This window comes from Arthrobacter globiformis, assembly GCF_030815865.1.
Lineage (GTDB): Bacteria > Actinomycetota > Actinomycetes > Actinomycetales > Micrococcaceae > Arthrobacter > Arthrobacter globiformis_B.
This window is the reverse complement of record NZ_JAUSXI010000001.1, coordinates 901,787-922,351: the sequence shown is the minus strand read 5'-3', so window position 1 is coordinate 922,351 and position 20,565 is coordinate 901,787. Positions and strand designations below refer to the sequence as shown.

The window sequence follows — 20,565 nt, the reverse complement described above, 5'->3', positions numbered from 1 at the left end:
TGTCCTTCCCTTTACTGCAGGTGTGCGGCGGTAGTAAGCCTAGCCGCCGCACACCTCACGCCCCTATTCGGGGAACGCCCTGTTCGCTTGCTGCGGACTACTTGCCGGTGGGCAGGTCGGCAGCAGCGTCAGCCTTGACGTCAGCGTCTGCAGCGACGGACGGTGCGGCCGGCTTGGCCACGTGGTCCGCAACGTTCGGCACAGCCGGGGTGGCGGGAACGGCCGGGGTGGCCGGAACGCCGGCGCCACCGGGAACAGCAGGGGTGGCGGCGTTCACGTTGGCGCCTGCAGCCTTGTCCCCGGCGGAGACGTTGGCGTTGGCGTTGGCGGCAGCGTTGTCCTTGTCAGCTTCCACTGCGGCGTCGGCTGCGTCCGCAGCTTCGCCGGCAGCCTTGGCCTTGGCGGCCGGGGCGGCAGGAACCGTCGGGGTGGCCGGCGTGGCCGGTACGGCGGGGGCTGCCGGAACCTCGGGGGTGGTAGGAACGGCCGGCGTGGCGGGCGTAGCGGGGGTCACCTCTGCATGCTGCGAGCTGGACACCTGGGCAGCGTTGGCCAGTCCGATGCTGGAGAAACCTCCAACAGCGAGGATGGCGGCGCCGACAGCAATCTTGGTGGTCTTGCTAACACTCTTCATCAGAAAAAAATCCTTTGGTTGATTGAAGGCCGGGCCGGAGGCCGATGGGGGACAACCTCCTGCCCGGCGCTTACATATACGTAATCGCAGCGGCGGGCCAGCAGGTTACGCGGTTCCGAAAACTTTTTTCTGACGGGATGTTTTCTCCCTTGAAAGCACGACGGCGGCGGGCCACCGTGAGGTGACCCGCCGCCGTCGGGAACTGCTTGCTTGAGCTGTTGCTGCCGGACGCTTCCGGCGTCAGTCGTTGATCAGATCGTTGACCACGATGGTCTGGTCGCGGTCCGGTCCGACGCCGATCGCGGAGAAGCGCGTGCCGGACAGCTTCTCGAGGGCCAGCACGTAGTTGCGGGCGTTCTCGGGCAGGTCAGCCAGCGTGCGGGCGCCGGTGATGTCCTCGGTCCAGCCTTCGAAGTATTCGAAGATGGGCGCGGCGTGGTGGAATTCCGTCTGGGTCATGGGCATCTCGTCGTGCCGGACGCCGTCGACGTCGTAAGCCACGCACACCGGGATCTGTTCGATGCCCGTGAGGACGTCCAGCTTGGTGACGAAGTAGTCGGTGAAGCCGTTAACGCGGGAGGCGTGGCGGGCCAGGACGGCGTCGTACCAGCCGCAGCGGCGCGGGCGTCCGGTGTTGACGCCGAATTCGCCGCCGGTCTTCTGCAGGTACATGCCCATCTCGTCGAAGAGCTCCGTAGGGAACGGGCCCGCGCCGACGCGCGTGGTGTACGCCTTGATGATGCCGATGGACCGCGAGATGCGGGTGGGGCCGATGCCCGAGCCTACAGAGGCGCCGCCGGCGGTGGGATTGGAGGAGGTGACGAACGGGTAAGTGCCGTGGTCGACGTCGAGGAACGTGGCCTGGCCGCCCTCCATGAGCACCACCTTGCCCTCGTCCAGGGCGGTGTTCAGCACGAGGGTGCTGTCGATGACCAGGGGGCGTAGCCGGTCGGCGAAGGAGAGGAAGTAATTGACCACTTCATCCACCTCGATGCTGCGGCGGTTGTAGATCTTGACCAGAAGCTCGTTCTTCTGGCGCAGCGACCCTTCCACCTTCTGGCGCAGGATCGACTCGTCGAAGACGTCCTGGACGCGGATCCCCAGGCGGGCAACCTTGTCCATGTACGTAGGCCCGATGCCGCGGCCGGTGGTGCCGATGGCGCGGCTGCCGAGGAAGCGTTCGGTGACCTTGTCCAGCACCTGGTGGTACGGGGCCACAAGGTGGGCGTTGGCGGAGACACGCAGCTTGGAGGTGTCCGCGCCGCGGGCTTCGAGGCCCTCGATCTCCTGGAAAAGTGCCTCGAGGTTGACGACGCAGCCGTTGCCGATGATGGGGACGGCGTTGGGGCTGAGGATACCGGCCGGAAGGAGCTTGAGCTCATACTTCTCGCCGCCTACGACGACGGTGTGCCCGGCGTTGTTGCCGCCGTTCGGCTTCACTACGTAGTCGACGCGGCCGCCAAGCAGGTCGGTGGCCTTACCTTTTCCTTCGTCGCCCCACTGGGCTCCGACGATCACGATTGCTGGCATGGGATCCTCCCCCATTCGTTCGGGCCTGGTCCGGATGGATCACCGAGGTGCTTCAACCGGAGGTCGGCGCCGTTCATGAGAATGCCCCGAATTCGTCGCCCGAACCCGCGGCGTTGACGGGGGAAGGGACGCAAGAGTTCCGGGGCTCTTACCACCCAAGTTTAGCGGATGAGGGGCAAAAGTATGGCTTTTGGTGTTTCGCCCGTGACGGAGACTCCGGCGACACATTCCGCCTGCGATTTGCCACTGTCTCCATCCGGAGACTTAAGTGAGAGTGAACCATCCGGAGCGGCCGAGAGACCTGGATCGCTGACGCCGCAGCAACCTTGCACCGAAGGCAGCGCCCCTGCGCCTGCCGTCCGTAAAGGTGCTACCGCCAGGACCGATGGAAAGGAAACCCTGCCTTGTCACTGAACACCGACCACATCCGCGTCACCCACGCCGGATCCCTGCCCCGCACCCCGGAGCTCATCGCCGCCAACGCTGCCAAGGAAGCCGACGGCATCACGCCCGAGTTCCTGGACCTCCTGGAAACCTCCGTGGTGGACATCGTCCAGCGCCAAAAGGACCTGGGCATCCACATCCCCAACGACGGCGAATACGGGCACGCGATGTCCAGCAGCGTTGACTACGGCGCCTGGTGGAACTACTCGTTCGCGCGCCTCGGCGGCCTCGAACCCACCAACGTGGACCGCTGGGCCGATGCCGAGGTGCACCGTTCCGGGCCGGGCAACATCGTCCTGACCTCCTTCCCGGACCGCCGGGACAGGCAGAAGTTCAACGACGCCTACAGCGATCCCTCGTCCGGGATCCTCGCCCACCGCAAGAGCGTCGCGCAGCCCAAGATCGCCGGTCCGCTGACCTACACCGGGCAGGACCTCGTGGCCTCGGACGTCGCCAACCTCAAGACCGGCATGCAGGCAGCCGGCCTCACCGAGGGTTTCGTCGCGTCGCTTTCGCCCGGTTCCTGCGCACGGGTTGCCAACGACTACTACAAGACCGAAGAGGAACTGGTCTACGCTTGCGCCGACGCCATGCGGGAGGAATACAAGGCAATCATCGACGCCGGGCTGACCGTGCAGCTCGATGACCCGTCGCTGGCGGAAAGCTGGGACCAGATCAACCCCGAGCCCAGCCTCGAGGACTACCTCAACTTCATCCAGCTCCGGGTCGAGGCCACCAACTGGGCCCTGCGCGACCTGCCCCAGGACCAGATCCGGCTGCACGTCTGCTGGGGATCCTGGCACGGCCCCCACACCACTGACATCCCCTTTGCCGACATCATCAGCTCCGTCCTGCAGATCAATGCAGGCGGCTACTCGTTTGAGGCAGCCAACGTCCGGCACGAGCACGAATGGCGGGTGTGGGAAGACACCAAGCTTCCCGAGGGCAAGGTCATCATTCCTGGCGTTGTCTCGCACGCCACCAACGTCGTGGAGCATCCGGAACTGGTGGCGGACAGGATCGAACGCTTCGCCAGGCTCGTGGGACGCGAGAACGTTATCGCCTCCACCGACTGCGGCCTCGGCGGCCGCGTCCACCCGCAGATCGCCGTCGCGAAACTTGAGGCTCTCGGAGAAGGCGCACGCCTCGCCACCAAACGGCTCTGGAAGTGATTTAGCCCGCATTTGCTGCCCTGCAGGCCCTTCCCCCCGCGTGTCGGCCACGGCGGCGCGCGGGGGCGGGGTTCTCGGTTGTGTCGCCTTGCTAAACTGGAGTGAACCGGTCAGCTACCGGTCCACACCTTATTTCAAATCACGCCGCACTCGGCATGCCTGCGGCGTGCCGGCCCTGCGGCGCGGCAGCGCGACCCACCTGCAGGAGACACACCACCACATGACAGCCCTGGCTACCGAATCTTTCCATGAACAGCTTCTGAGGCGCCGTTACGAGCCCAACGTTGCCGCTGTCAATGAGCTCTGCGATACATTGCAGAGCACCAAGCCGGGCACCCAGGTGCCGTACGTCGACCCCGCGCACGACGTCGACGAATGCCGCATCATTAGCCTCTTCTCCAACATCGGCGCGGCATCGCCCACCGGCTTCATCATGCCGGGCGACGACGATGCTGCCACCCGCATGCTGGGCCTCCAGTGGAAGCTGGGCCTGCGGCCGGAGTACATCATGCCGTGGAACGTCCACCCGTGGCACACGGGGGATGAGCCGAACGGCAAGTTCACCCCCCGACCAGATTCAGGCCGGCCTCAAGCCGCTGCTGAAATTTCTGGCACTGGTCCCCCGCGCCTCGGTCATCGTGGCCCACGGCACCGAGGCCAACCGCCTCGCCGGCCTGCTGCTCAAGACCGAGGTTCCGCTGCTCTGGCGCCGGGGGCTCAAGACCTACAAGGTCCGTTCGCTGAGCGGCCGCTCCTTCGCAGGAAGCCCCGAGCGGCAGAAGCAGTACCTCGACGAGATGCAGGTTGCCTACGCCGACGCGATGGCCCGCACCGGCCTGGCGAAGGCCGCCAGCTAAGCGTCGGTGAAGCATAACCTCCGCTGATTGAGCTTGCCGATATCAGGCCCCACATCCGGGTCTCGACAAGCTCGCCAGCGGACCGGCTTGAGCAGCGGTTCGGCCCCATCAACGACGGCGGGCGGTCACCTTCCAGGAGAAGGTGACCGCCCGCCGTCGTATTTAACTCAGTTGTATTACTTGCCCTCGATGGCAGCTTTGGCCACGGGGTCCGAGTCGTTGAGGAACTTCTCGATGCGCTGGGGCTCCTCCGCCTCGTTGATGGCGGCGGAGGCGCGGCCCAGCGAGTAAAGCGCCCGCAGGAAGCCGCGGTTGGGCTCGTGCTCCCACGGGATGGGCCCGACGCCCCGCCAGCCGTTGCGGCGGAGCGAGTCCAGGCCACGGTGGTAGCCGACCCGCGCATAGGCATAGGAATCGATGGTGCGGCCTTCCGACCACGCCTCCTCGGCCAGCACGGCCCACAACAGCGACGACGTGGGGTGCTTTTCCACGAGGTCCAGTGCCTCCTGGCCCGACTCCAGCTGCGCGTAGACCTCAGTCTCGGCGGGCAGAAGCGTGGGCTCAGGACCCATGAGGTTCTTACGGAACTCGTCGGACATGACTAGAAGGTCTTGCCCGCGGAGCCCAGCTGCTGGGTTGCTTCGACAACCCGGGCGGCGAGGCCGGCCTCGGCGGAGGCTCCCCAGACGCGGGGGTCGTAGGTCTTCTTGTTGCCCACTTCGCCGTCCACCTTCAGGACACCGTCGTAGTTGCGGAACATGTGGTCTACCACTGGACGGGTGTACGCGTACTGGGTGTCCGTGTCGATGTTCATCTTGATGGTGCCGTAGGACACGGCGTCCGCGATTTCCTGGTCGGAGGAGCCGGAGCCGCCGTGGAACACCAGGTCAAACGGGTTCTCCTTGCCGATCCGGGCACCGACCTGGGCCTGGATGTCCTTCAGGATCTCCGGGCGCAGCTTCACCCCGCCCGGCTTGTACACGCCATGCACGTTGCCGAAGGTCAGTGCGGTGATGTAGCGGCCGTTCTCGCCGGCGCCGAGGGCCTCGATGGTGGCGAGGGCGTCGTCGACCGTGGTGTAAAGCTTCTCGTTGATCTCGTTCTCGACGCCGTCCTCCTCGCCGCCGACGGTGCCGATCTCAACCTCGAGGATCATCTTGGCGGCCGCAGTGCGCTCAAGCAGTTCGCGGGCGATGCGCAGGTTCTCGTCCAGGGTCTCGGCGGAGCCGTCCCACATGTGCGAGTTGAACAGCGGGTTGCGTCCGGCCTTGACCTCGGCCTCGGAAGCAGCCAGCAGAGGCAGGACGAAACCGTCCAGCTTGTCCTTGGGGCAGTGGTCCGTGTGCAGCGCAATGTTCACGTTGTAGTTCTTGGCCACCTCGCGGGCGAAAGCGGCGAAGCCCAGCGAACCGGCAACCATGTCCTTGGTGGAGGCTCCGGACCAGTACGCAGCACCACCGGTGGAGACCTGGACGATGCCGTCAGACTCGGCCTCGGCGAAACCGCGCAGGGCCGCGTTCAGGGTCTGGGAAGAGGTGACGTTGACGGCCGGGAACGCGAAGCCGCCCTTCTTGGCGCGGTCGATCATGTCGGCATAGATATCTGGGGTTGCAATGGGCATGCTGACTCCTAAATCGAATTTCGTCTGCGGGTTGGGTTGACCCTGGAGTGAACCTCGTCGGCTAGGAACCATCCTAGCCATTTCTTTCCACGGGCCGTGGTTCGCGTCACCCGGCCGGGTAACACTTGCCACTGAGAGCCGGTGCCGCCACTGAGATGGCACTTCACGGCAGTCTCAGGCGCAAACACTGCCGCGAAGTGTCATCTCGCGCGCCAGCCTCGGCTCTGCAACGCCGCCCTGACCTTGCCGACGACGGCGGGACGGTCTCCGGCGAGGTCGAACTTCGACACCCGGACCTCAAGCCAGCCACGTTCTGCCGCAATGTCCGCCCGCCGGATATCCCGCAGGTACTGGTCGGCCGCGTTGTGGTGCGAGCCCTCATACTGGACTGCCACCCGCTGGACTGGATACGCGGCATCGGGCCAAAGCGCCGGGCTTCCATAGACGCTCGTCACCACATGGTTCAAGACGGGTTCGGGCAGCCCTCCCCTGACCAGGTAAAGGCGCATCCTCGTTTCGGGCTGGGAGTCAGAGCCAACGCGGACGAGTTCCACGGCGGCTCTGGCCGTGCGTACGCCACGCGTTCCCGGATGCCGGATGCCGGCCGATGATCTCGCGAAGGTCCCCAACATTACACAGCGGCTCGCGCGGTTTCGGAAAGTCAGGGCCATGCGAGCACACAAGTGAGTCGCCGGCCACGACGAGTTCATCTACGTTCAGGACCGAGGCCAGGTCCAGCCAAGTTCGGGCAGGCGAGGTGAGCCGGACGCCGTCGTACTCAATGACCTCGCCGGGGAGCAGCGTGAGGAGGTGACCCACCACGTTTGCCCTTCGGGGCGTGCTGAAACCACGGCGTCGGGCCACGTGGATGCGCCAGTCCGCCTCAAGCCATGCTGGCAGGCCGGCCTGCAGGACCCGGGCTGCGGAGCCGAAGGCGAGCACCGAGGCGTCGTCAATCTCGGTGTACGCGCGCAGCGCGGCGGCTCCGGAAGCCTCCGAGTCGAGGTGCATCCGGATTCCCCGCGAAACGGTGGCAAGGTCCTTGGCCTCGGTGCGGGTTCTGCTGACCCCTGCCTTGTCCGCGGCGCGGAGGGAGAAGGAACCTTTCCTCAGGTGTTCGGGAAGCGGTGCCTTGCGCATGCTCAATTGTTGCCGCCCAGTCAGCGGCCACCGGGGTTATCCACAGGGAAAGCTGCCGTACCCGCGTCGAGTTGGCACTTCACGGCAGTCCGCGCGGCAAACACTGCCGCGAAGTGCCATCCCGGCGGGAGTCAGACGTGCTGGCCGAACACGTGCCGGCGCACCCAGGCGTGCATGGCGATCGCCGCGGCCGAGCCTGCGTTGATGGAACGCGTGGATCCGAACTGCTCGATCGACAGCGTGGCCTCCGCCACCTCATGCACCTCGGGGGTCAGCCCCGGGCCTTCCTGCCCGAAGACCAGCACGCATTTCTGCGGCATTTCGTAGGTCTCCAGGGGAACGGAGTCAGGGAAGATGTCGATCCCGATGATGGCCAGCCCCTCCCCCTGCGCCCAGGCCACGAAGTCCTCCACGGTGGGGTGGTGGCGGACGTGCTGGTAGCGGTCGGTGACCATCGCCCCGCGGCGGTTCCACCGCCGTCGTCCGATGATGTGGACCTCCTTGGCGAGGAACGCGTTGGCGGTGCGCACCACGGTGCCTATGTTGAGGTCGTGCTGCCAGTTCTCGATGGCGATGTGGAAGTCGTGCCGTTTGGCGTCCAGGTCCGCGACGATCGCCTCGTGCTTCCAGTACCGGTACTTGTCCACGACGTTGCGCCGGTCGCCGTCGGTCAGGAGGTCCGGATCCCAGTGGTCGCCCTCCGGCCATTCACCCTCCCAGGGCCCGACGCCGACCTCAGGCTTTGGCTCCGGCGTCCCGTTCTGTTCTGGCTGGGTTGGTTCTGGTTGGGGTTCGGGTGTCCCGGGCGTTTGCGTCACCCCTCAACACTAGACTGGGCTCCGAAGGCAAACATCTCGGTGAAGGAATGACATGGCAGAAGCGGACAAGGTAAAGACATCGGCGGCGGTGTACCGCAGCGGCCAGGACATTGAGTGCTGGCTCACCGACATGGACGGCGTCCTGGTGCATGAGAATCAGGCCGTTCCCGGGGCCGCGGAGCTGGTCCAGCGCTGGGTGGACACCTCAAAGCGCTTCCTGGTCCTGACCAACAACTCCATCTTCACACCGCGCGACCTCGCCGCCCGGCTGCGGGCCTCCGGCCTGGAAATCCCGGAGGAGAACATCTGGACGTCGGCCCTGGCCACTGCCCAGTTCCTGAAGGACCAGGTGCAGGGCTCGGATTCCGGCAACCGCGCGTACACCATCGGCGAGGCAGGACTGACGACGGCGCTCCACGAGGCCGGCTTCATCCTCACCGACCAGAACCCCGACTTTGTGGTGCTCGGAGAAACCCGCACGTACTCCTTCGAGGCAATCACCATGGCGATCCGGCTGATCCTCGCCGGGGCGCGTTTCATCGCCACCAACCCGGACGCCACCGGCCCCTCCAAAGACGGTCCGATGCCCGCAACGGGCGCCATCGCCGCACTGATCACCAAGGCGACAGGCCGGGAACCGTACGTTGTGGGCAAGCCGAACCCCATGATGTTCCGCTCGGCCATGAACCAGATCGATGCACACTCAGAGACCACCGCGATGATCGGCGACCGCATGGACACCGACATCATCGCGGGCATGGAGGCCGGGCTGCACACCGTGCTGGTGCTCAGCGGCATCACGCAGCGCGACGAAATCGCCGCCTACCCGTTCCGGCCCAACCAGGTGCTGAACTCCGTGGCGGACCTCAAGAGCCAGATCTAGAACGGGGTCATCTTCCCGCCGCCTCCGGGCAGCGGGAAGATCTCGTTCTCCAGGTCCTCGAGGATGGGCCGGTACACGAACGGGTTCCAGCCCGGGCTCGCGTGTGCCGGCAGTGCGCCCGTGGTCTGCCGGTCGGCTGCGACCATGTTGGCGGCGAACGTGTGCGCCCAGGAATCACGGGCCGTCCGGTAGTTGACGGTCTGGTCCCGGGGATTTCCGATGTAGGCCATGCGGGTATCGCCGATCTGGCCCGCAAAGCGCGTGGCATCGAAGTGGTAGATGTAGGCGGATTCTGTCTGGACCAGCACGCTGGAGGGTGCGATCGGGGACAGCTGCTCCAGCGTCTGGTCGAGGATCTGCCGCCACGAGCGCTCGTCCTTGTGGACCACCCGCTCCCCCAGCTCGTAGCCCCCGCGCAGCACGGAGGGGATCCGGAAGCCGCTTTCGTAGAGGAACACCACGCCGTCGAACCAGCTCTGGTCCAGGACGTCGAACTTGCTGTAGGGGCTGCAGTCGAGCACGATCAGCTCAACCTTGACGCCATGCAGCTCCAGCAGCCGGGCTGCCACCTGCGTCGCCACCATCCCGCCGAAGCTGTGGCCGTAGAAGTAGAGCGTGGTGAGGTTGTGTGCCCGTACGTGCTCAATCACCGCGATGACCAGCTGGTCGATGTCCAGTCCGAGGTTCGAATACCCGGCCGCCGCGAGCTGGCCGCGCAGCCGGAGGCTTCCGCGGAGCGAGTTGAGGATCCACTGGGCCTCTTCCCAGCTTGTCTTGTAGCCGGGGAACAGGATCCAGCTGGCGTTCGGAAAGTAGCTCTGCGCGAAGCCGTCCTCGACCATGAGGATCTTATGGACCTGCCGCTCCTCCTGCACGCGCTTCGTGAACAGCATGTCTGCGGCGAGGACAGTGGAGGCGCCGGCGCCAGTCAGGAAGGTCCGGCGGGAGAAGCGTTTGAGGTTCGCGGCACGCCGGAGAAGCCGGGCAGCGTCTGCGCCCGGCGGCTTCTGCTGGCCGGTCTGGCCCGCGGCCCCTTCGTATGGCACTGGACTACCCTAGGCACAGCCCAGCGGGGCAGCACAAGCGGGCTGGGCCTTCGGCCCAAAGGCTTAGGCCAAAAAAGCGGAGCGGACGACGGCGGGAGGTCCCGCCGTCGTCCGCTCCAACGGTCCGCTCCAACGGTCCGCTCCAGGCGTCCGCTCCGCTGCCAGCGCAGCTCAGGCGAAGATCAGCTCAGGCCGAGCTCGTCCTTGCTGAAGGCGTACAGGTACGGCACGCCGGCTTCGGCTTCGATCTTTTCCTTGGCTCCCGTGTCGCGGTCGACAATGACGGCGACAGCCACGACGTTGCCGCCGGCGTTGCGAACGCCCTCGACGGCGGTCAGGGCCGAGCCGCCGGTGGTGGAGGTGTCCTCAAGCACCAGGACCTTGCGGCCCTCGACGGACGGACCCTCCACCTGGCGGCCCATACCGTACGACTTCTGCGCCTTGCGGACCACGAACGCGTCGACCGCCCGGCCGGCGTCGGTGGCGGCGTGCATGACGGCGGTGCCCACCGGGTCTGCCCCCATCGTGAGGCCGCCGGCGCACTCAAAACCGATGCCGGCGTCGTCGATCAGGGACAGCATGACCTGGCCAACCAGCTTGGAGGCCTCGTGGTGCAGGGTGATGCGGCGCAGGTCGATGTAGTAGTCGGCCTCGGCACCGCTGGACAGAATGACCTTGCCGCGGACAACCGCGAGCTCCTTGATCAGTTCCAGAAGTCGGGCACGGGCAGCGGTGTCGGAAAGCGAGTCCGGGGTGGCAGTCATGGGCTCCAGTTTAGTCGGTGCCGGGTGCCTTGCCGGGCCCCGCGTCCACCCGCCTGGCAAAGGCGGGCGCGTGCTCGGGCAACGGTCCTATCGCGATCATCCGGGGCAGCAGCCGCATCAGGACGGGCACGTGCTGGGCGAGGTACATCATCACCGGCGGCGCTCCCGACCTCTTGCCGGTGAAGAGCGGGACAAAGACGCCGCGGTGCATGAAGCGCTGGACAGACTGGATGATCACGGTGGGCAGCAGCCGCCGCCGCTGCACGGCCGCAAGATCCTTCACTGTGACATTGCCGCGCAGCAACGCGGGGGCAAGCCGGGCGGCCGCGGCCACGGCGTCCTGGATAGCCAGGTTAATCCCCACCCCGCCGGCCGGGGACATCGCATGCGCGGCATCGCCGATGCACAGCAGCCCGTCGACATACCAGCGCCGCAGGCGGTCCAGCCGGACATCAAGCCAGTGAAGGTCGTCCAGCGAACCGATCGCATCCACCCTGTCGGCAAGGTCAGGGCGCAGCGCGGCGATTCGCTCCCGGAACCGTTCCACCCCCTCACGCTGAATACGGGCGCCGGAGCCTTTCGGGGCGAAGTAGCCCATCTGGTAATAGGTGTCCCGGAACAGGGCGATGACGCCGGCGCGGTCGCCGAAGGCCGGAACGATCCCGGCCACCTCCCCCTGTTCGGACCCGGCCCGCGGCAGCTTGAACCACCAGGTGTCGAACGGCACCGGGTAGTCCTTCGATTTCAGGCCGGCCGCCTGGCGCAGCACCGAATGCCTGCCGTCCGTGGCCACCACGAGGTCTGCGCGGAGGGCACCTTCGGTGCCGTCCGGGGTGAGGTACCGGACACCGGTGACCCGTCCGCCGTCGGACATCAGGGACGTAGCCTTGTGCTCCATCAGGAGCGTGAACGTCGGCTCATGCTCGGCGGCGCGGGCCAGGAAGTTCAGGAAGTCCCACTGCGGCATCATGGCGATGTAGTTGTACGGCGGCCGGAGCGCGGCGAAATTGCCCAGCGTGACGAGGCCGCCGCCGGGCACCGGGAAGGCGACATTGCGCAGCCGGCTTTGCGGCAGTTCGCGGAACTCGGCCCCGAGTCCGAGTTCGTCGATGAGCCGGATGGTGGAGGCATGGACGGTGTCGCCGCGGAAGTCCCGGAGGAAGTCGCCATGCTTTTCGAGGACGGTGACCTCGACGCCGGCCCGCGCCAGCAAGAGGCCCAGCATCATGCCGGCCGGCCCGCCGCCCACCACCGCGCACCCTGTACTCTCCATGAGCCATACGGTACGCCTCCCGGTGCACGCGAGCACAGAGCGCGAACAGACACTTAAGCCCCGGATCGCGGGTCCTCAAGTGTCCGTTCGCGCTGTTGACGCGCCGTGGCCAACTTGCTGCGCGGTGGTCAGCTTGCTGCGCGGTGGCTAGCTGGCTGCGCGGTGGCTAGCTGGCTGCGCGGCAGCCCAGGCGGTTGAGGCCGGACATCGCCTGTTGGACGACGGCGTTAACCGGTGCGGCAATGTCCACCAACACGCCCGCCTCATCGGCCTGAAGCGGTTCGAGCGTGGCCAGTTGCGACTCGAGGAGGGCTGGCGGCATGAAGTGGCCGGTCCGTCCCTCGGTGCGGGCGGTCAGGACCTCTTTGCTGCCGTGCAAGTGCAGGAACAGGGTGTCCGGAGCCTGTTCCCGGATCGCATCCCGGTAGCTGCGCCTCAGCGCCGAGCAGGCGAGGACCAGCCCGTCCGGGCCGGCAGCCGCCAGTTCCCGGCCCACGATCGCAAGCCAGGGCCAGCGGTCCTCGTCTGTCAGCGGCGTGCCGGCGGCCATCTTTGTGACGTTCTCCACCGGGTGCAGCGAGTCGCCGTCGAGGAAAGGAACCCCTAGCTCGCGTGCCAGGAGGTCGCCGATGGTGGTCTTGCCGCAGCCGGACACGCCCATGACAATCACACGGAGGCCGCTGGCCGGGGAGTGCCCGCTCACCAGTCGTGGACCGTTCCGTCGACGAGGCGGTTGTAGGGCAGGTAGGCCTGCTGGTACGGGTAGGCGGCTGCGGCTTCCTCGTTGAATTCGACGCCGATGCCGGGTTTGTCGCCCGGGTGCAGGTAACCGTCCGTGAACGTCATGGACTGCTCGAACACCTCGTTCGTGGCGGCCGAGTGCTGCATGTATTCCTGGATGCCGTAGTTGTGGATCGCCAGGCCCACGTGCAGCTGCGCGGCGAACCCGACCGGGGAAATGTCGGTGGGGCCGTGGAAGCCGGACTTGATCTGGTACTGCGCGGCGAAGTCCATCACCTTCTTCAGTGGGCTGATGCCGCCGAAGTGGGTGGAGGCTGCCCGGACGTAGTCGATCAGCTGTTCCTTGATGATGCTCTGGTAGTCGTACACGGTGTTGAAAATTTCACCGATGGCCAGCGGCGTGGTGGTGTGCTGGCGGACCAGGCGCAGTGCCTCCTGGTTTTCGGCCGGGGTGCAGTCCTCGAGCCAGAACAGGTCATACGGTTCCAGCGCCTTGCCCAGCTTCGCGGCCTGGATCGGCGTCATGCGGTGGTGGCCGTCGTGCAGCAGCGGCAGTTCCGGGCCGAACTCGTTCCGGACCGCCTCGAACACGGCTGGCAGGTGGCGCAGGTAGGCGCGGGTGTCCCAGTCCTCCTCCACCGGGAACGCACCGCGCCCGGCCGGTTCGTAGTCGTACCGCTCCCCCGATGCCTGCGCCTGCGCGGCCACCCCGTACACGGCCTTGATGCCGGGCACGGCGGTCTGAATCCGGACCGACTTGTACCCGAGTTCCAGGTGCTCCCGGACGGAGTCGAACAGGGACGGGATGTCCGAACCGGACGCGTGGCCGTAGGCGCGCAGCCCGTTGCGGGACGCCCCGCCGAGCAGCTGGTAGACCGGCATGCCGGCCAGCTTGCCCTTGATGTCCCACAAAGCCATGTCCACGGCGGCGATCGCGGCCATCGTGACCGGGCCGCGGCGCCAGTACGAGGACCGGTACAGGAACTGCCAGGTGTCCTCGATCCGGTGCGGGTCCTTCCCGATCAGCAGCTGCGCGACGTGTTCCTTCAGGTACGCCGCCACCGCGAGTTCGCGGCCGTTCAGCGTGGCATCACCGATGCCGGTCACACCGTCCTCCGTAGTAATACGAAGGGTCACGAAGTTACGGGAGGGGCTCGTCACGAAGACTTCCGCGGCAATGATTTTCACAACAGGTCCTTTCGGATGGACAGGTTCAGGGGTCAGTTGGTGGGCGCCGCGAGCGGCTTCGTGGACGTGGCTGTTTCGGTGCCGTCTGTGTCGTCAGTGGAGGGTTCGACGGCGGCACCGGCCTTTTTGGGGGCATCGCCGCTTTCGCGGCGGGCCCGGATCTCCGTGAGGATCTCGGCGTGCTTGGCATCGGTCAGCGTGTACTTGGTCATGACCAATACCGCGAGGATTGTCAGTACGGCAGGTAGTGCACCCGCTGCGACCTGAATGCCGAACACCGCGTCCGGGGTCTGGGCGACCCCACCGGACTTGTAGCCGCCCAACGCGAGTGCGTACGCGGCAAGGGCTCCGCCCACGGCCTGGCCGGTCTTGCGGGTGAAGGAGAACAAGGCGTAGGTGATGCCCTCGGTGCGGACGCCGGTCTTCCATTCGCCGTATTCCACGGTGTCGGCTTCGAGGGCCCACACCACGATGCTCATTGCGAGGACGCCTACGAGGCTGAGCACCAGGCCGGCAAAGCCGATCATGACCTGGCTTGCCGGCGTGAAGAAAATAACCACACCGCCGACGACAGTGATCAGGGAGGAGTAAATGTAGATGTGTTTCTTGCCGATGTTGCGGACCAACTTGGGCATAAACGCGGCCAGAACGAAGGTCAGGACGAGCTGGATGATGGACAGCACCGGGTACAAGTCCAGGCGGCCGAGGACGTCCCGCAGGTAGTACAGCTGCACGGAGGTAAGTGCCAGGTAGCCGGAGAGGAACAAGAAGGAGCTGATGCACAGCATCAGGAGGGGCTTGTTGCCCTTTAGGGTTTCCATGCTCTGCTTGAGCGAGACGTTCGGAACGGCGCGGTGGACGCGTTCCTTGGCGGTGAGGACGGTGAAGAAGTATAGGACCGTGCCGATCCCGACGAACACCAGGGTGATGGTGGTGAAGGTTGCCTGCAGGTCAGCGCCAGGCTTGATGAGGGGTGCCACGAAAATGCCGAGGGCCGAACCCACCAGCAGACCGCCAACCATCCGGGCCGATCCCAGCTTGGCACGGTCGCCCGGGTCCTGGGTCATGGCGCCGGCGAGCGAGCCGTAGGGGATGTTGACCAGGCTGTAGGCCAGGCCAAGGGCGGCGTAGGTGACGTAGGCGTAGATCAGGGTTCCGGACTCGCCCAGCTGCGGGACGGAGAAGGTTGCCACGCTCAGGAGCAGCAGCGGGATCGAGCCGAACATGATGAACGGACGGAACTTCCCGAAGCGCTTGCTGTAGTTGCGGTCCACCATGCGGCCGGCAAAGACATCGGCGAACGCATCGAAGATCCTGACGACCAGCAGCAGCGTACCTGCTGCTGCCGCAGAAATGCCGGCGACGTCCGTGTAGTACACCAGCAGGAACATGGTGGCCGTGGTGAAAGCGAGGTTGTTGGCGGCATCCCCGGCTCCGTAGCCGATGATGCTGAGCTTGTTCAGCTTTTTCATGAATGGGCTCCTTTACCCGGTGCCGGCCCGAGGCCGGCGCAAAATGTGAAAAGCGCTAGGGGTTGCTGAGGGTCTCGCCGCTGACGTTCTTGCTGCCCGCAAGTGCGGTCCAGCGCTGGCGCAGGGCGAAGGCGGCGGGTTTGGGCCGGCGATCCCGGGTGAACACACCCTTCTTGTTGCCGTCCACGCGCATGATGCCGTTGGAGGTCTGGAAGTCTGCGAAGTTCCAGACCTGCTCGCCCACCATGGCGTCCACGCGGTCGAAGACCCGGTGGTACATGGCCAGGAAGGCGGCCTGGTATTCCTCGCTCCAGGGCTGCTCGTAAATGGAGTGGAAGCCGGGCATCGTGTCCGGTCCGTACTCGGTCATGATCATGGGCTTGCCGTACTTGGCTTCCCATTCGCGCAGTTCCTTTTCCAGGACCTGCTCGGCGGTTTCGAGGTCGCCGTTGTTCAGGTACCAGCCGTAGTAGCGGTTGAGCATGATGACGTCGAAGAGGTCGCCCAGCAGTTCCTTGTCCGGGGTGTCGAACATGACGTTGACGTAGCCGACGGGACGGGTAGGGTCCAGCTGGCGGGTGAGTTCCGCCAGCGGCTGGAAGTACTCGCGGGCGCCTTCCTCGGAGCCGTTGGGTTCGTTGGCGATGGACCAGATCACCACGGACGGGTGGTTCTTGTCCCGGGCCACGAGCTCCGTGATGGCCTGGCGGTGGTTTGCCGCTGTGTTGGCGTCCACGCCGCCGTCCACGTAGGTCTTCTTGGCGATGCCGCCGAACACGGCGCCGAAGCCGAGGTGCAGCCCCACTGCGGCGGTCTCGTCGATCACCACGATGCCGTGCCGGTCGGCGAAGTCCATGACCTCTTCGGCGTAGGGGTAGTGCGACGTGCGGAACGAATTGGCACCCACCCAGTCCAGGAGCTGGAAGTCGTTGACCATCTGGGCGTTGCTGTGGCCCTTGCCGATGGCCACATGGTCCTCGTGCATGCCGAAGCCGGTGAAGTAGAACGGTTCGCCGTTGATGAGGAATTCCTTGCCGCTGACCTCAACGGTCCGGACGCCCACCGGCAGGGTGTACGTGTCGACCAGCCGGCCGCCGTCGTGGATTTCAGTGGTCAGGCTGTAGAGGTGGGCGGCCCCTGGCTTCCAAAGTACGACGCCGTCAATCGCCAGGGTGCCCGTGGCGCCGTCCGCGGTGGCTACCGTGACGCCGTCGGCATCCTTGAGCGAAACAGTCACCGTTTCGCTGCCCGCGCCGCCCGCTGTGGCGATGGTGTAGTCGACGGTGCCGGCAGTACCTTCGAAGCCGGTTACCACGGTGATGTCGTCGACGGTGGCGGCAGGCGTGCTGTAAAGCCACACACTGCGGTGCAGGCCGGCGTAGTTGTAGAAGTCGTGCAGGTAGCTTTGCTGGCGGCGTCCGTCCTCCGTGACCGTGATGCTGCCCGGCGGGATGGTGGCCTGGGTGAGTTCGTTGTTCACGGCGATCGTGAGGCGGAACGCCTTTCCGGCCTCGACGTGGTCGGTGATGTCTGCGCTGAACGGCATGTAGCCACCGGTGTGCTCGGCCACCAGGACGTCGTTGACCCAGACCATGCCTTCGTGGGTGGCGGAATCCAGGCGCACGTGGATCCGCTCCCCTGCCCAGCCGCGCGGCACGCGCACCTCACGCTGGTACCAGACGTAGCCCACGTGGTCGCGGATGGCTTTGTCCGGGAAGACATCGTTGTAGCTCGCGGGAACGCCCATTTCGAGATCCGTGGCCAGCGGGGCCTTGAACCATTCCTCCCGGTGCCCGGCCCGGTCAAAGTCCACCTTGAAGTGGAAGAGGCCGTCGAGGTTGATCAGCTCTCGGGTTTCATTTGCCTGTGGCTTAAGCATGGTGTTGGGGTCCTATCGCGTCTTTGCGGGCTGAGCCTTGCGGGACTGAGCCGGGGAAAGATATCTGCTCCGGCGGCGGGCCGGGTTTTGCTCTTGTTGTAATGCTAATCACTTGGCAATCAAATGGCAAGCGGTTGCCAAGTATTCCTTGAAACTTTTACAAAATGGCGGTGCGCAGGGGCGCCCGGAAAACGCCACTGCCCGGCTCCCTATGGTCCGGAAGCCGGGCAGTGCCGCAGGTACGAAGACGTTAGGCGGAGACAGCCGGCTCCGAGAACGTTCCGCACAGGTCTTCAATCAGCTGTACGACGACGGCGTCCCCGGCCAGGGCCGGGTCCACCAGGGCCAGTAGCGCGCGGGTCCGCTCCGTGCCGCCCCCGCCCAACCCGCGGAGCCGGTTGGCTGCGGCCACGCTCTCACCCAGGGCGTCATGGACCGTTGCCGCCGCGGCAGTGAAGTCCATCCAGGCGGCAATCATGAGCGCGGCGGCGGCGCCGGACCGGCCTGCGGCACGCTCGGCCTGCAGCACCGGCACCGCCCGCATCCGCAGCTTGGTGCTGCCGTCCATGGCGATCTGCGCCAGGTGATGGGCAATCCGGGCATTGCCAAAGCGCGCCAGGAGGGCCTCCCGGTAGGCGGGAATCTGCAGGTCCGGTCCATGCAGGTTGCTTTCCGCTTCGTCCCAGAACTCTTCCACGGCTTTCCGGCACAGCGGATCGGCCAGGGCCTCCGCCACCGTGGTGTGGCCGCGCAACCGCCCCGCGTAGGCCAGCAGCGAGTGCGCCCCGTTCAGGAGCCACAGCTTGCGGTTCTCATACTGTTCGATGTCCGCCACGAAAACGGCGCCGGCGTCTTCCCAGCGCGGCCGGCCTGCGGGGAAGTCCCCGCTGAGCACCCAGTTGGAGAAGGGTTCGGCCACCACCGGCGAGGTGTCGCGGTAGCCGCACGACTCTGCGACAGCCGCCAGGTCCGCATCCGTAGTGCGGGGCGTGATCCGGTCCACCGAGGTGCTGACGAAGCTGACGTTGGCGTCAATCCACGCCGCGAGCAAAGGGTCCCATGCCCCGGCGATGCCCGCCACGGCATTGTGGGCCACGGTGCCGTTGTTGGCGAGGTTGTCGCAGCAGACGACGGCGAGCGGACCGGCCCCGGCCGCCCGGCGGGCGGCGAGGGCAAACACCAGCCGGCCCAGCGGCGTCGTCGGGTTTCCGCTGCCGGAAGCCAGCAGCGCAAGGTCGGCCACGGCGTCGGGAGCGCTGCGGTCAGGCTGCCCATCGGCGCCAAGGCGGTAAGCGGCCTCAGTGACGGTAAGCGTGACGACGGCGGTCCGCGGGGCCGAGACCAGCTCCGCCAGCCGCTGCACGTCAGCGCCGTCCACCGCCTCGACGATACTGCCGACCACCTCGAAGGAGTCGCCCGCGTCCGCACGTTCCACCAGCGTGAAGAGCCCGTCCTGTTCGGCCAGGGCCAGCGCCGCGTCGGGGCGCCGTCCGGTGAAGGCGGCGATCCCCCAGTCTGCGGCGTCGGCGGCCCGGTGGGTGTACCAGGCCTGGTGCGAGCGGTGGAAGGCACCGAGCCCCAGGTGAACGATGCGGATCGGGGCCTTGGCGGCTGGGTGGAGGGTGCGGTCGAGCCTGGGCAGGTCCACGGCCGCAGCCTTTTCGGGCTGCACTCCGACGCTCACAGCTTGAAGACCCTTCGCGGCGATCCGTCCACGATGTCCACGATGAGTTCGTGGGCACGTTCCTCGCTGACGCGGTGTTCGGCTACCAGCCGGGCGAGGAAGGAAGCTTCGATACGGCGGGACGCGTCGTGGCGCGCGGGGATCGAGCAGAAGGCACGTGTGTCGTCAATAAAGCCCGAGGAGCGGGAGAATCCGGCGGTCTCGGTGACGGCGGAACGGAAGCGGAGCATGGCGTCCGGCGCGTCGAGGAACCACCACGGGGCACCGAGGTAGACGGACGGGTAGAAGCCGGCCAGCGGGGCGAGTTCGCGGGAGAACACCGTCTCGTCCAGGGTGAAGAGCACCAGGTGGAAATCCTCGGCCGTGCCGAAGTCCTGCAGCAGCGGGCGGATCGCCTCGGTGTAATTGACTGCGAACGGGATGTCGTGGCCGGTGTCAGGGCCGAACTTCTCGAACGTTTGCTCGTGGTGATTCCGGTACGAGCCCGGGTGGATGGTCATCACCAGGCCGTCCGCCACGGACATCCGCGCCATCTGATACATCATGTGCGCTTCGAACGCGTCGCGGTCCTGCGCCGTGGCCTCGCCGGAGCGGGCACGGTCGAACAGTCGCGCGGCGTCGGCGTCATCGAGCTTCAGGGTGGCAGGGGTCCGGACGCCGTGGTCAGCGGACACTGCGCCGTGCTCCACGAAGTAGCGGCGCCGGTTTTCCAGGGCGGTGAGATAGCCGGCATAGCCGGTGCCGCCATCGCCCGCTGCGGCGATAAGCCGGTCCACGTTCGCTGACCACGCGGGATGCGCAATGTTCAGGTAAGCATCCGGGCGGAAGGTGGGCAGCACGCGGCCGTGGAAGGTGGGATCCTCGGCGATCGCCCGGTGGCTGGCAAGGTCGTCGAGGGGATCGTCGGTGGTGGCCAGCACCTCGATGTTGAAGTCCTTGAAGAGCTGGCGGGGCCGGAAGCCGGGTTCCAGCAGCTTGGCGGAGATCGCGTCGTAGCTGGCGTCGGCAGTCTCGGCGCTGATGTCCCGGTCGAGGCCGAAGACGCTGCTGAACTGGGTGCGGAGCCAGTAGCCGGAGGCGGTGCCCTCGAACAGCGGCCAGGCCTTGCAGAATTCCCGCCAGACGGCGCGGGAATCTGGCCCTTCGGAACCTGCCTCGCTGGCGGCCGGTTGCCGGAGCCGGTCCAGGGGAACGCCGCTGGCGTGGATCAGGCGGGTGACGTAGTGGTCCGGGCTGACCAGCAGCGCCGCCGGGTCCGGGAAGGGCGTGTTCCGCTCGATGACGGCGGCGTCAACGTGCCCGTGCGGGGAAATGATGGGGAGGTCCTGGACGCGCTGCAGGAGGTCGCGCGCAATGCTGCGCGTTCCCGGGTCCGCGGGCAGGAGCCTGTTTGGGTTGGCGGCAATCGACTGTGACATA

General features: G+C 66.4%; 18 protein-coding genes and 1 pseudogene. 3 read left to right on the top strand and 16 right to left on the bottom strand.

The features are described from left to right. Positions 1-97: 97 nt before the first annotated feature. Both QFZ33_RS04310 and QFZ33_RS04305 read right to left on the bottom strand, forming a co-directional pair. A complete protein-coding gene (locus QFZ33_RS04310; protein ID WP_307025164.1) occupies positions 98-634 on the bottom strand; it encodes a hypothetical protein in 537 nt (178 codons plus the stop codon). Between the two features lie 240 nt (positions 635-874). Then, positions 875-2,164, bottom strand: a complete 1,290-nt coding sequence (locus QFZ33_RS04305; RefSeq protein WP_307025162.1) for an adenylosuccinate synthase — start codon at positions 2,162-2,164, stop codon at positions 875-877. 404 nt (positions 2,165-2,568) lie between these two features. Between QFZ33_RS04305 and QFZ33_RS04300 the strand changes: the two genes are divergently transcribed. Both QFZ33_RS04300 and QFZ33_RS04295 read left to right on the top strand, forming a co-directional pair. Next, positions 2,569-3,780 (top strand): cobalamin-independent methionine synthase II family protein, encoded by a 1,212-nt coding sequence (locus tag QFZ33_RS04300; protein WP_307025160.1) that lies wholly within the window; start codon positions 2,569-2,571, stop codon positions 3,778-3,780. Between the two features lie 220 nt (positions 3,781-4,000). After that, a pseudogene (locus tag QFZ33_RS04295) lies at positions 4,001-4,637 on the top strand (uracil-DNA glycosylase). A 176-nt stretch (positions 4,638-4,813) separates the two neighbouring features. Here QFZ33_RS04295 and QFZ33_RS04290 read toward each other — a convergent pair. From QFZ33_RS04290 to QFZ33_RS04270, 5 genes are all read right to left on the bottom strand, one after another. Beyond that, positions 4,814-5,236, bottom strand: a complete 423-nt coding sequence (locus QFZ33_RS04290) for a DUF3151 domain-containing protein (RefSeq protein WP_214852411.1) — start codon at positions 5,234-5,236, stop codon at positions 4,814-4,816. A gap of 2 nt (positions 5,237-5,238) precedes the next feature. Then, positions 5,239-6,258 carry a class II fructose-bisphosphate aldolase gene (gene fbaA / locus QFZ33_RS04285; RefSeq protein WP_307025158.1) on the bottom strand — a complete coding sequence of 340 codons (1,020 nt, stop codon included), beginning with the start codon at positions 6,256-6,258 and terminating at the stop codon, positions 5,239-5,241. A gap of 200 nt (positions 6,259-6,458) precedes the next feature. Then, on the bottom strand, positions 6,459-6,812 hold the full coding sequence (locus QFZ33_RS04280; RefSeq protein ID WP_307025156.1) for a hypothetical protein: 354 nt from the start codon (positions 6,810-6,812) through the stop codon (positions 6,459-6,461). Then, a complete protein-coding gene (locus tag QFZ33_RS04275; RefSeq protein WP_307025154.1) occupies positions 6,787-7,398 on the bottom strand; it encodes a hypothetical protein in 612 nt (203 codons plus the stop codon). Before QFZ33_RS04275 ends, QFZ33_RS04280 begins: the two co-directional genes overlap by 26 nt. Before the next feature lie 131 nt (positions 7,399-7,529). Further along, entirely contained in the window at positions 7,530-8,216 is a 687-nt protein-coding gene (locus tag QFZ33_RS04270; RefSeq protein WP_307025153.1) for a TrmH family RNA methyltransferase, read from the bottom strand. A gap of 52 nt (positions 8,217-8,268) precedes the next feature. Here QFZ33_RS04270 and QFZ33_RS04265 point away from each other — a divergent pair, with 52 nt between their 5' ends. Next, a complete protein-coding gene (locus QFZ33_RS04265; protein ID WP_307025150.1) occupies positions 8,269-9,099 on the top strand; it encodes an HAD-IIA family hydrolase in 831 nt (276 codons plus the stop codon). Here the strand turns inward: QFZ33_RS04265 and QFZ33_RS04260 are convergent. The 9 genes from QFZ33_RS04260 to uxaC all read right to left on the bottom strand — a co-directional run bounded on the left by QFZ33_RS04260 (position 9,096) and on the right by uxaC (position 20,564). Beyond that, complete coding sequence (locus QFZ33_RS04260) at positions 9,096-10,145, bottom strand: thioesterase domain-containing protein (protein ID WP_307025148.1); 1,050 nt, start codon at positions 10,143-10,145, stop codon at positions 9,096-9,098. The two genes, QFZ33_RS04265 and QFZ33_RS04260, sit on opposite strands and share 4 nt — an antisense overlap. 182 nt (positions 10,146-10,327) lie before the next feature. Next, positions 10,328-10,909 (bottom strand): orotate phosphoribosyltransferase, encoded by a 582-nt coding sequence (pyrE, locus tag QFZ33_RS04255; RefSeq protein WP_307025145.1) that lies wholly within the window; start codon positions 10,907-10,909, stop codon positions 10,328-10,330. A gap of 10 nt (positions 10,910-10,919) precedes the next feature. Next, positions 10,920-12,182, bottom strand: a complete 1,263-nt coding sequence (locus QFZ33_RS04250) for an FAD-dependent oxidoreductase (protein WP_307025142.1) — start codon at positions 12,180-12,182, stop codon at positions 10,920-10,922. Between the two features lie 166 nt (positions 12,183-12,348). Next, positions 12,349-12,885: a gluconokinase gene (locus QFZ33_RS04245; protein ID WP_307025140.1), complete on the bottom strand. Its 537-nt coding sequence runs from the start codon at positions 12,883-12,885 to the stop codon at positions 12,349-12,351. Further along, entirely contained in the window at positions 12,882-14,111 is a 1,230-nt protein-coding gene (gene manD / locus QFZ33_RS04240; protein WP_307025138.1) for a D-mannonate dehydratase ManD, read from the bottom strand. The genes QFZ33_RS04245 and manD overlap by 4 nt, the downstream gene beginning before the upstream one ends. Positions 14,112-14,143: 32 nt before the next feature. Continuing rightward, positions 14,144-15,583 (bottom strand): glucuronide transporter, encoded by a 1,440-nt coding sequence (uidB, locus tag QFZ33_RS04235; protein ID WP_307025137.1) that lies wholly within the window; start codon positions 15,581-15,583, stop codon positions 14,144-14,146. 55 nt (positions 15,584-15,638) lie between these two features. Then, a complete protein-coding gene (gene uidA, locus QFZ33_RS04230) occupies positions 15,639-17,462 on the bottom strand; it encodes a beta-glucuronidase (RefSeq protein WP_307025135.1) in 1,824 nt (607 codons plus the stop codon). Between the two features lie 250 nt (positions 17,463-17,712). Beyond that, positions 17,713-19,146 (bottom strand): mannitol dehydrogenase family protein, encoded by a 1,434-nt coding sequence (locus tag QFZ33_RS04225; protein WP_307025133.1) that lies wholly within the window; start codon positions 19,144-19,146, stop codon positions 17,713-17,715. Then, positions 19,143-20,564: a glucuronate isomerase gene (uxaC, locus tag QFZ33_RS04220; protein ID WP_307025132.1), complete on the bottom strand. Its 1,422-nt coding sequence runs from the start codon at positions 20,562-20,564 to the stop codon at positions 19,143-19,145. The genes QFZ33_RS04225 and uxaC overlap by 4 nt, the downstream gene beginning before the upstream one ends. Position 20,565 lies beyond the last annotated feature (1 nt).

Coding starts and splice junctions, on each gene's coding strand:
- QFZ33_RS04310 (WP_307025164.1), bottom strand. CDS start 634: ATGAAGAGTGTTAGCAAGACCACCAAGATTGCTGTCGGCGCCGCCATC.
- QFZ33_RS04305 (WP_307025162.1), bottom strand. CDS start 2,164: ATGCCAGCAATCGTGATCGTCGGAGCCCAGTGGGGCGACGAAGGAAAA.
- QFZ33_RS04290 (WP_214852411.1), bottom strand. CDS start 5,236: ATGTCCGACGAGTTCCGTAAGAACCTCATGGGTCCTGAGCCCACGCTT.
- fbaA (WP_307025158.1), bottom strand. CDS start 6,258: ATGCCCATTGCAACCCCAGATATCTATGCCGACATGATCGACCGCGCC.
- QFZ33_RS04275 (WP_307025154.1), bottom strand. CDS start 7,398: ATGCGCAAGGCACCGCTTCCCGAACACCTGAGGAAAGGTTCCTTCTCC.
- QFZ33_RS04265 (WP_307025150.1), top strand. CDS start 8,269: ATGGCAGAAGCGGACAAGGTAAAGACATCGGCGGCGGTGTACCGCAGC.
- pyrE (WP_307025145.1), bottom strand. CDS start 10,909: ATGACTGCCACCCCGGACTCGCTTTCCGACACCGCTGCCCGTGCCCGA.
- QFZ33_RS04250 (WP_307025142.1), bottom strand. CDS start 12,182: ATGGAGAGTACAGGGTGCGCGGTGGTGGGCGGCGGGCCGGCCGGCATG.
- uidB (WP_307025137.1), bottom strand. CDS start 15,583: ATGAAAAAGCTGAACAAGCTCAGCATCATCGGCTACGGAGCCGGGGAT.
- uidA (WP_307025135.1), bottom strand. CDS start 17,462: ATGCTTAAGCCACAGGCAAATGAAACCCGAGAGCTGATCAACCTCGAC.
- uxaC (WP_307025132.1), bottom strand. CDS start 20,564: ATGTCACAGTCGATTGCCGCCAACCCAAACAGGCTCCTGCCCGCGGAC.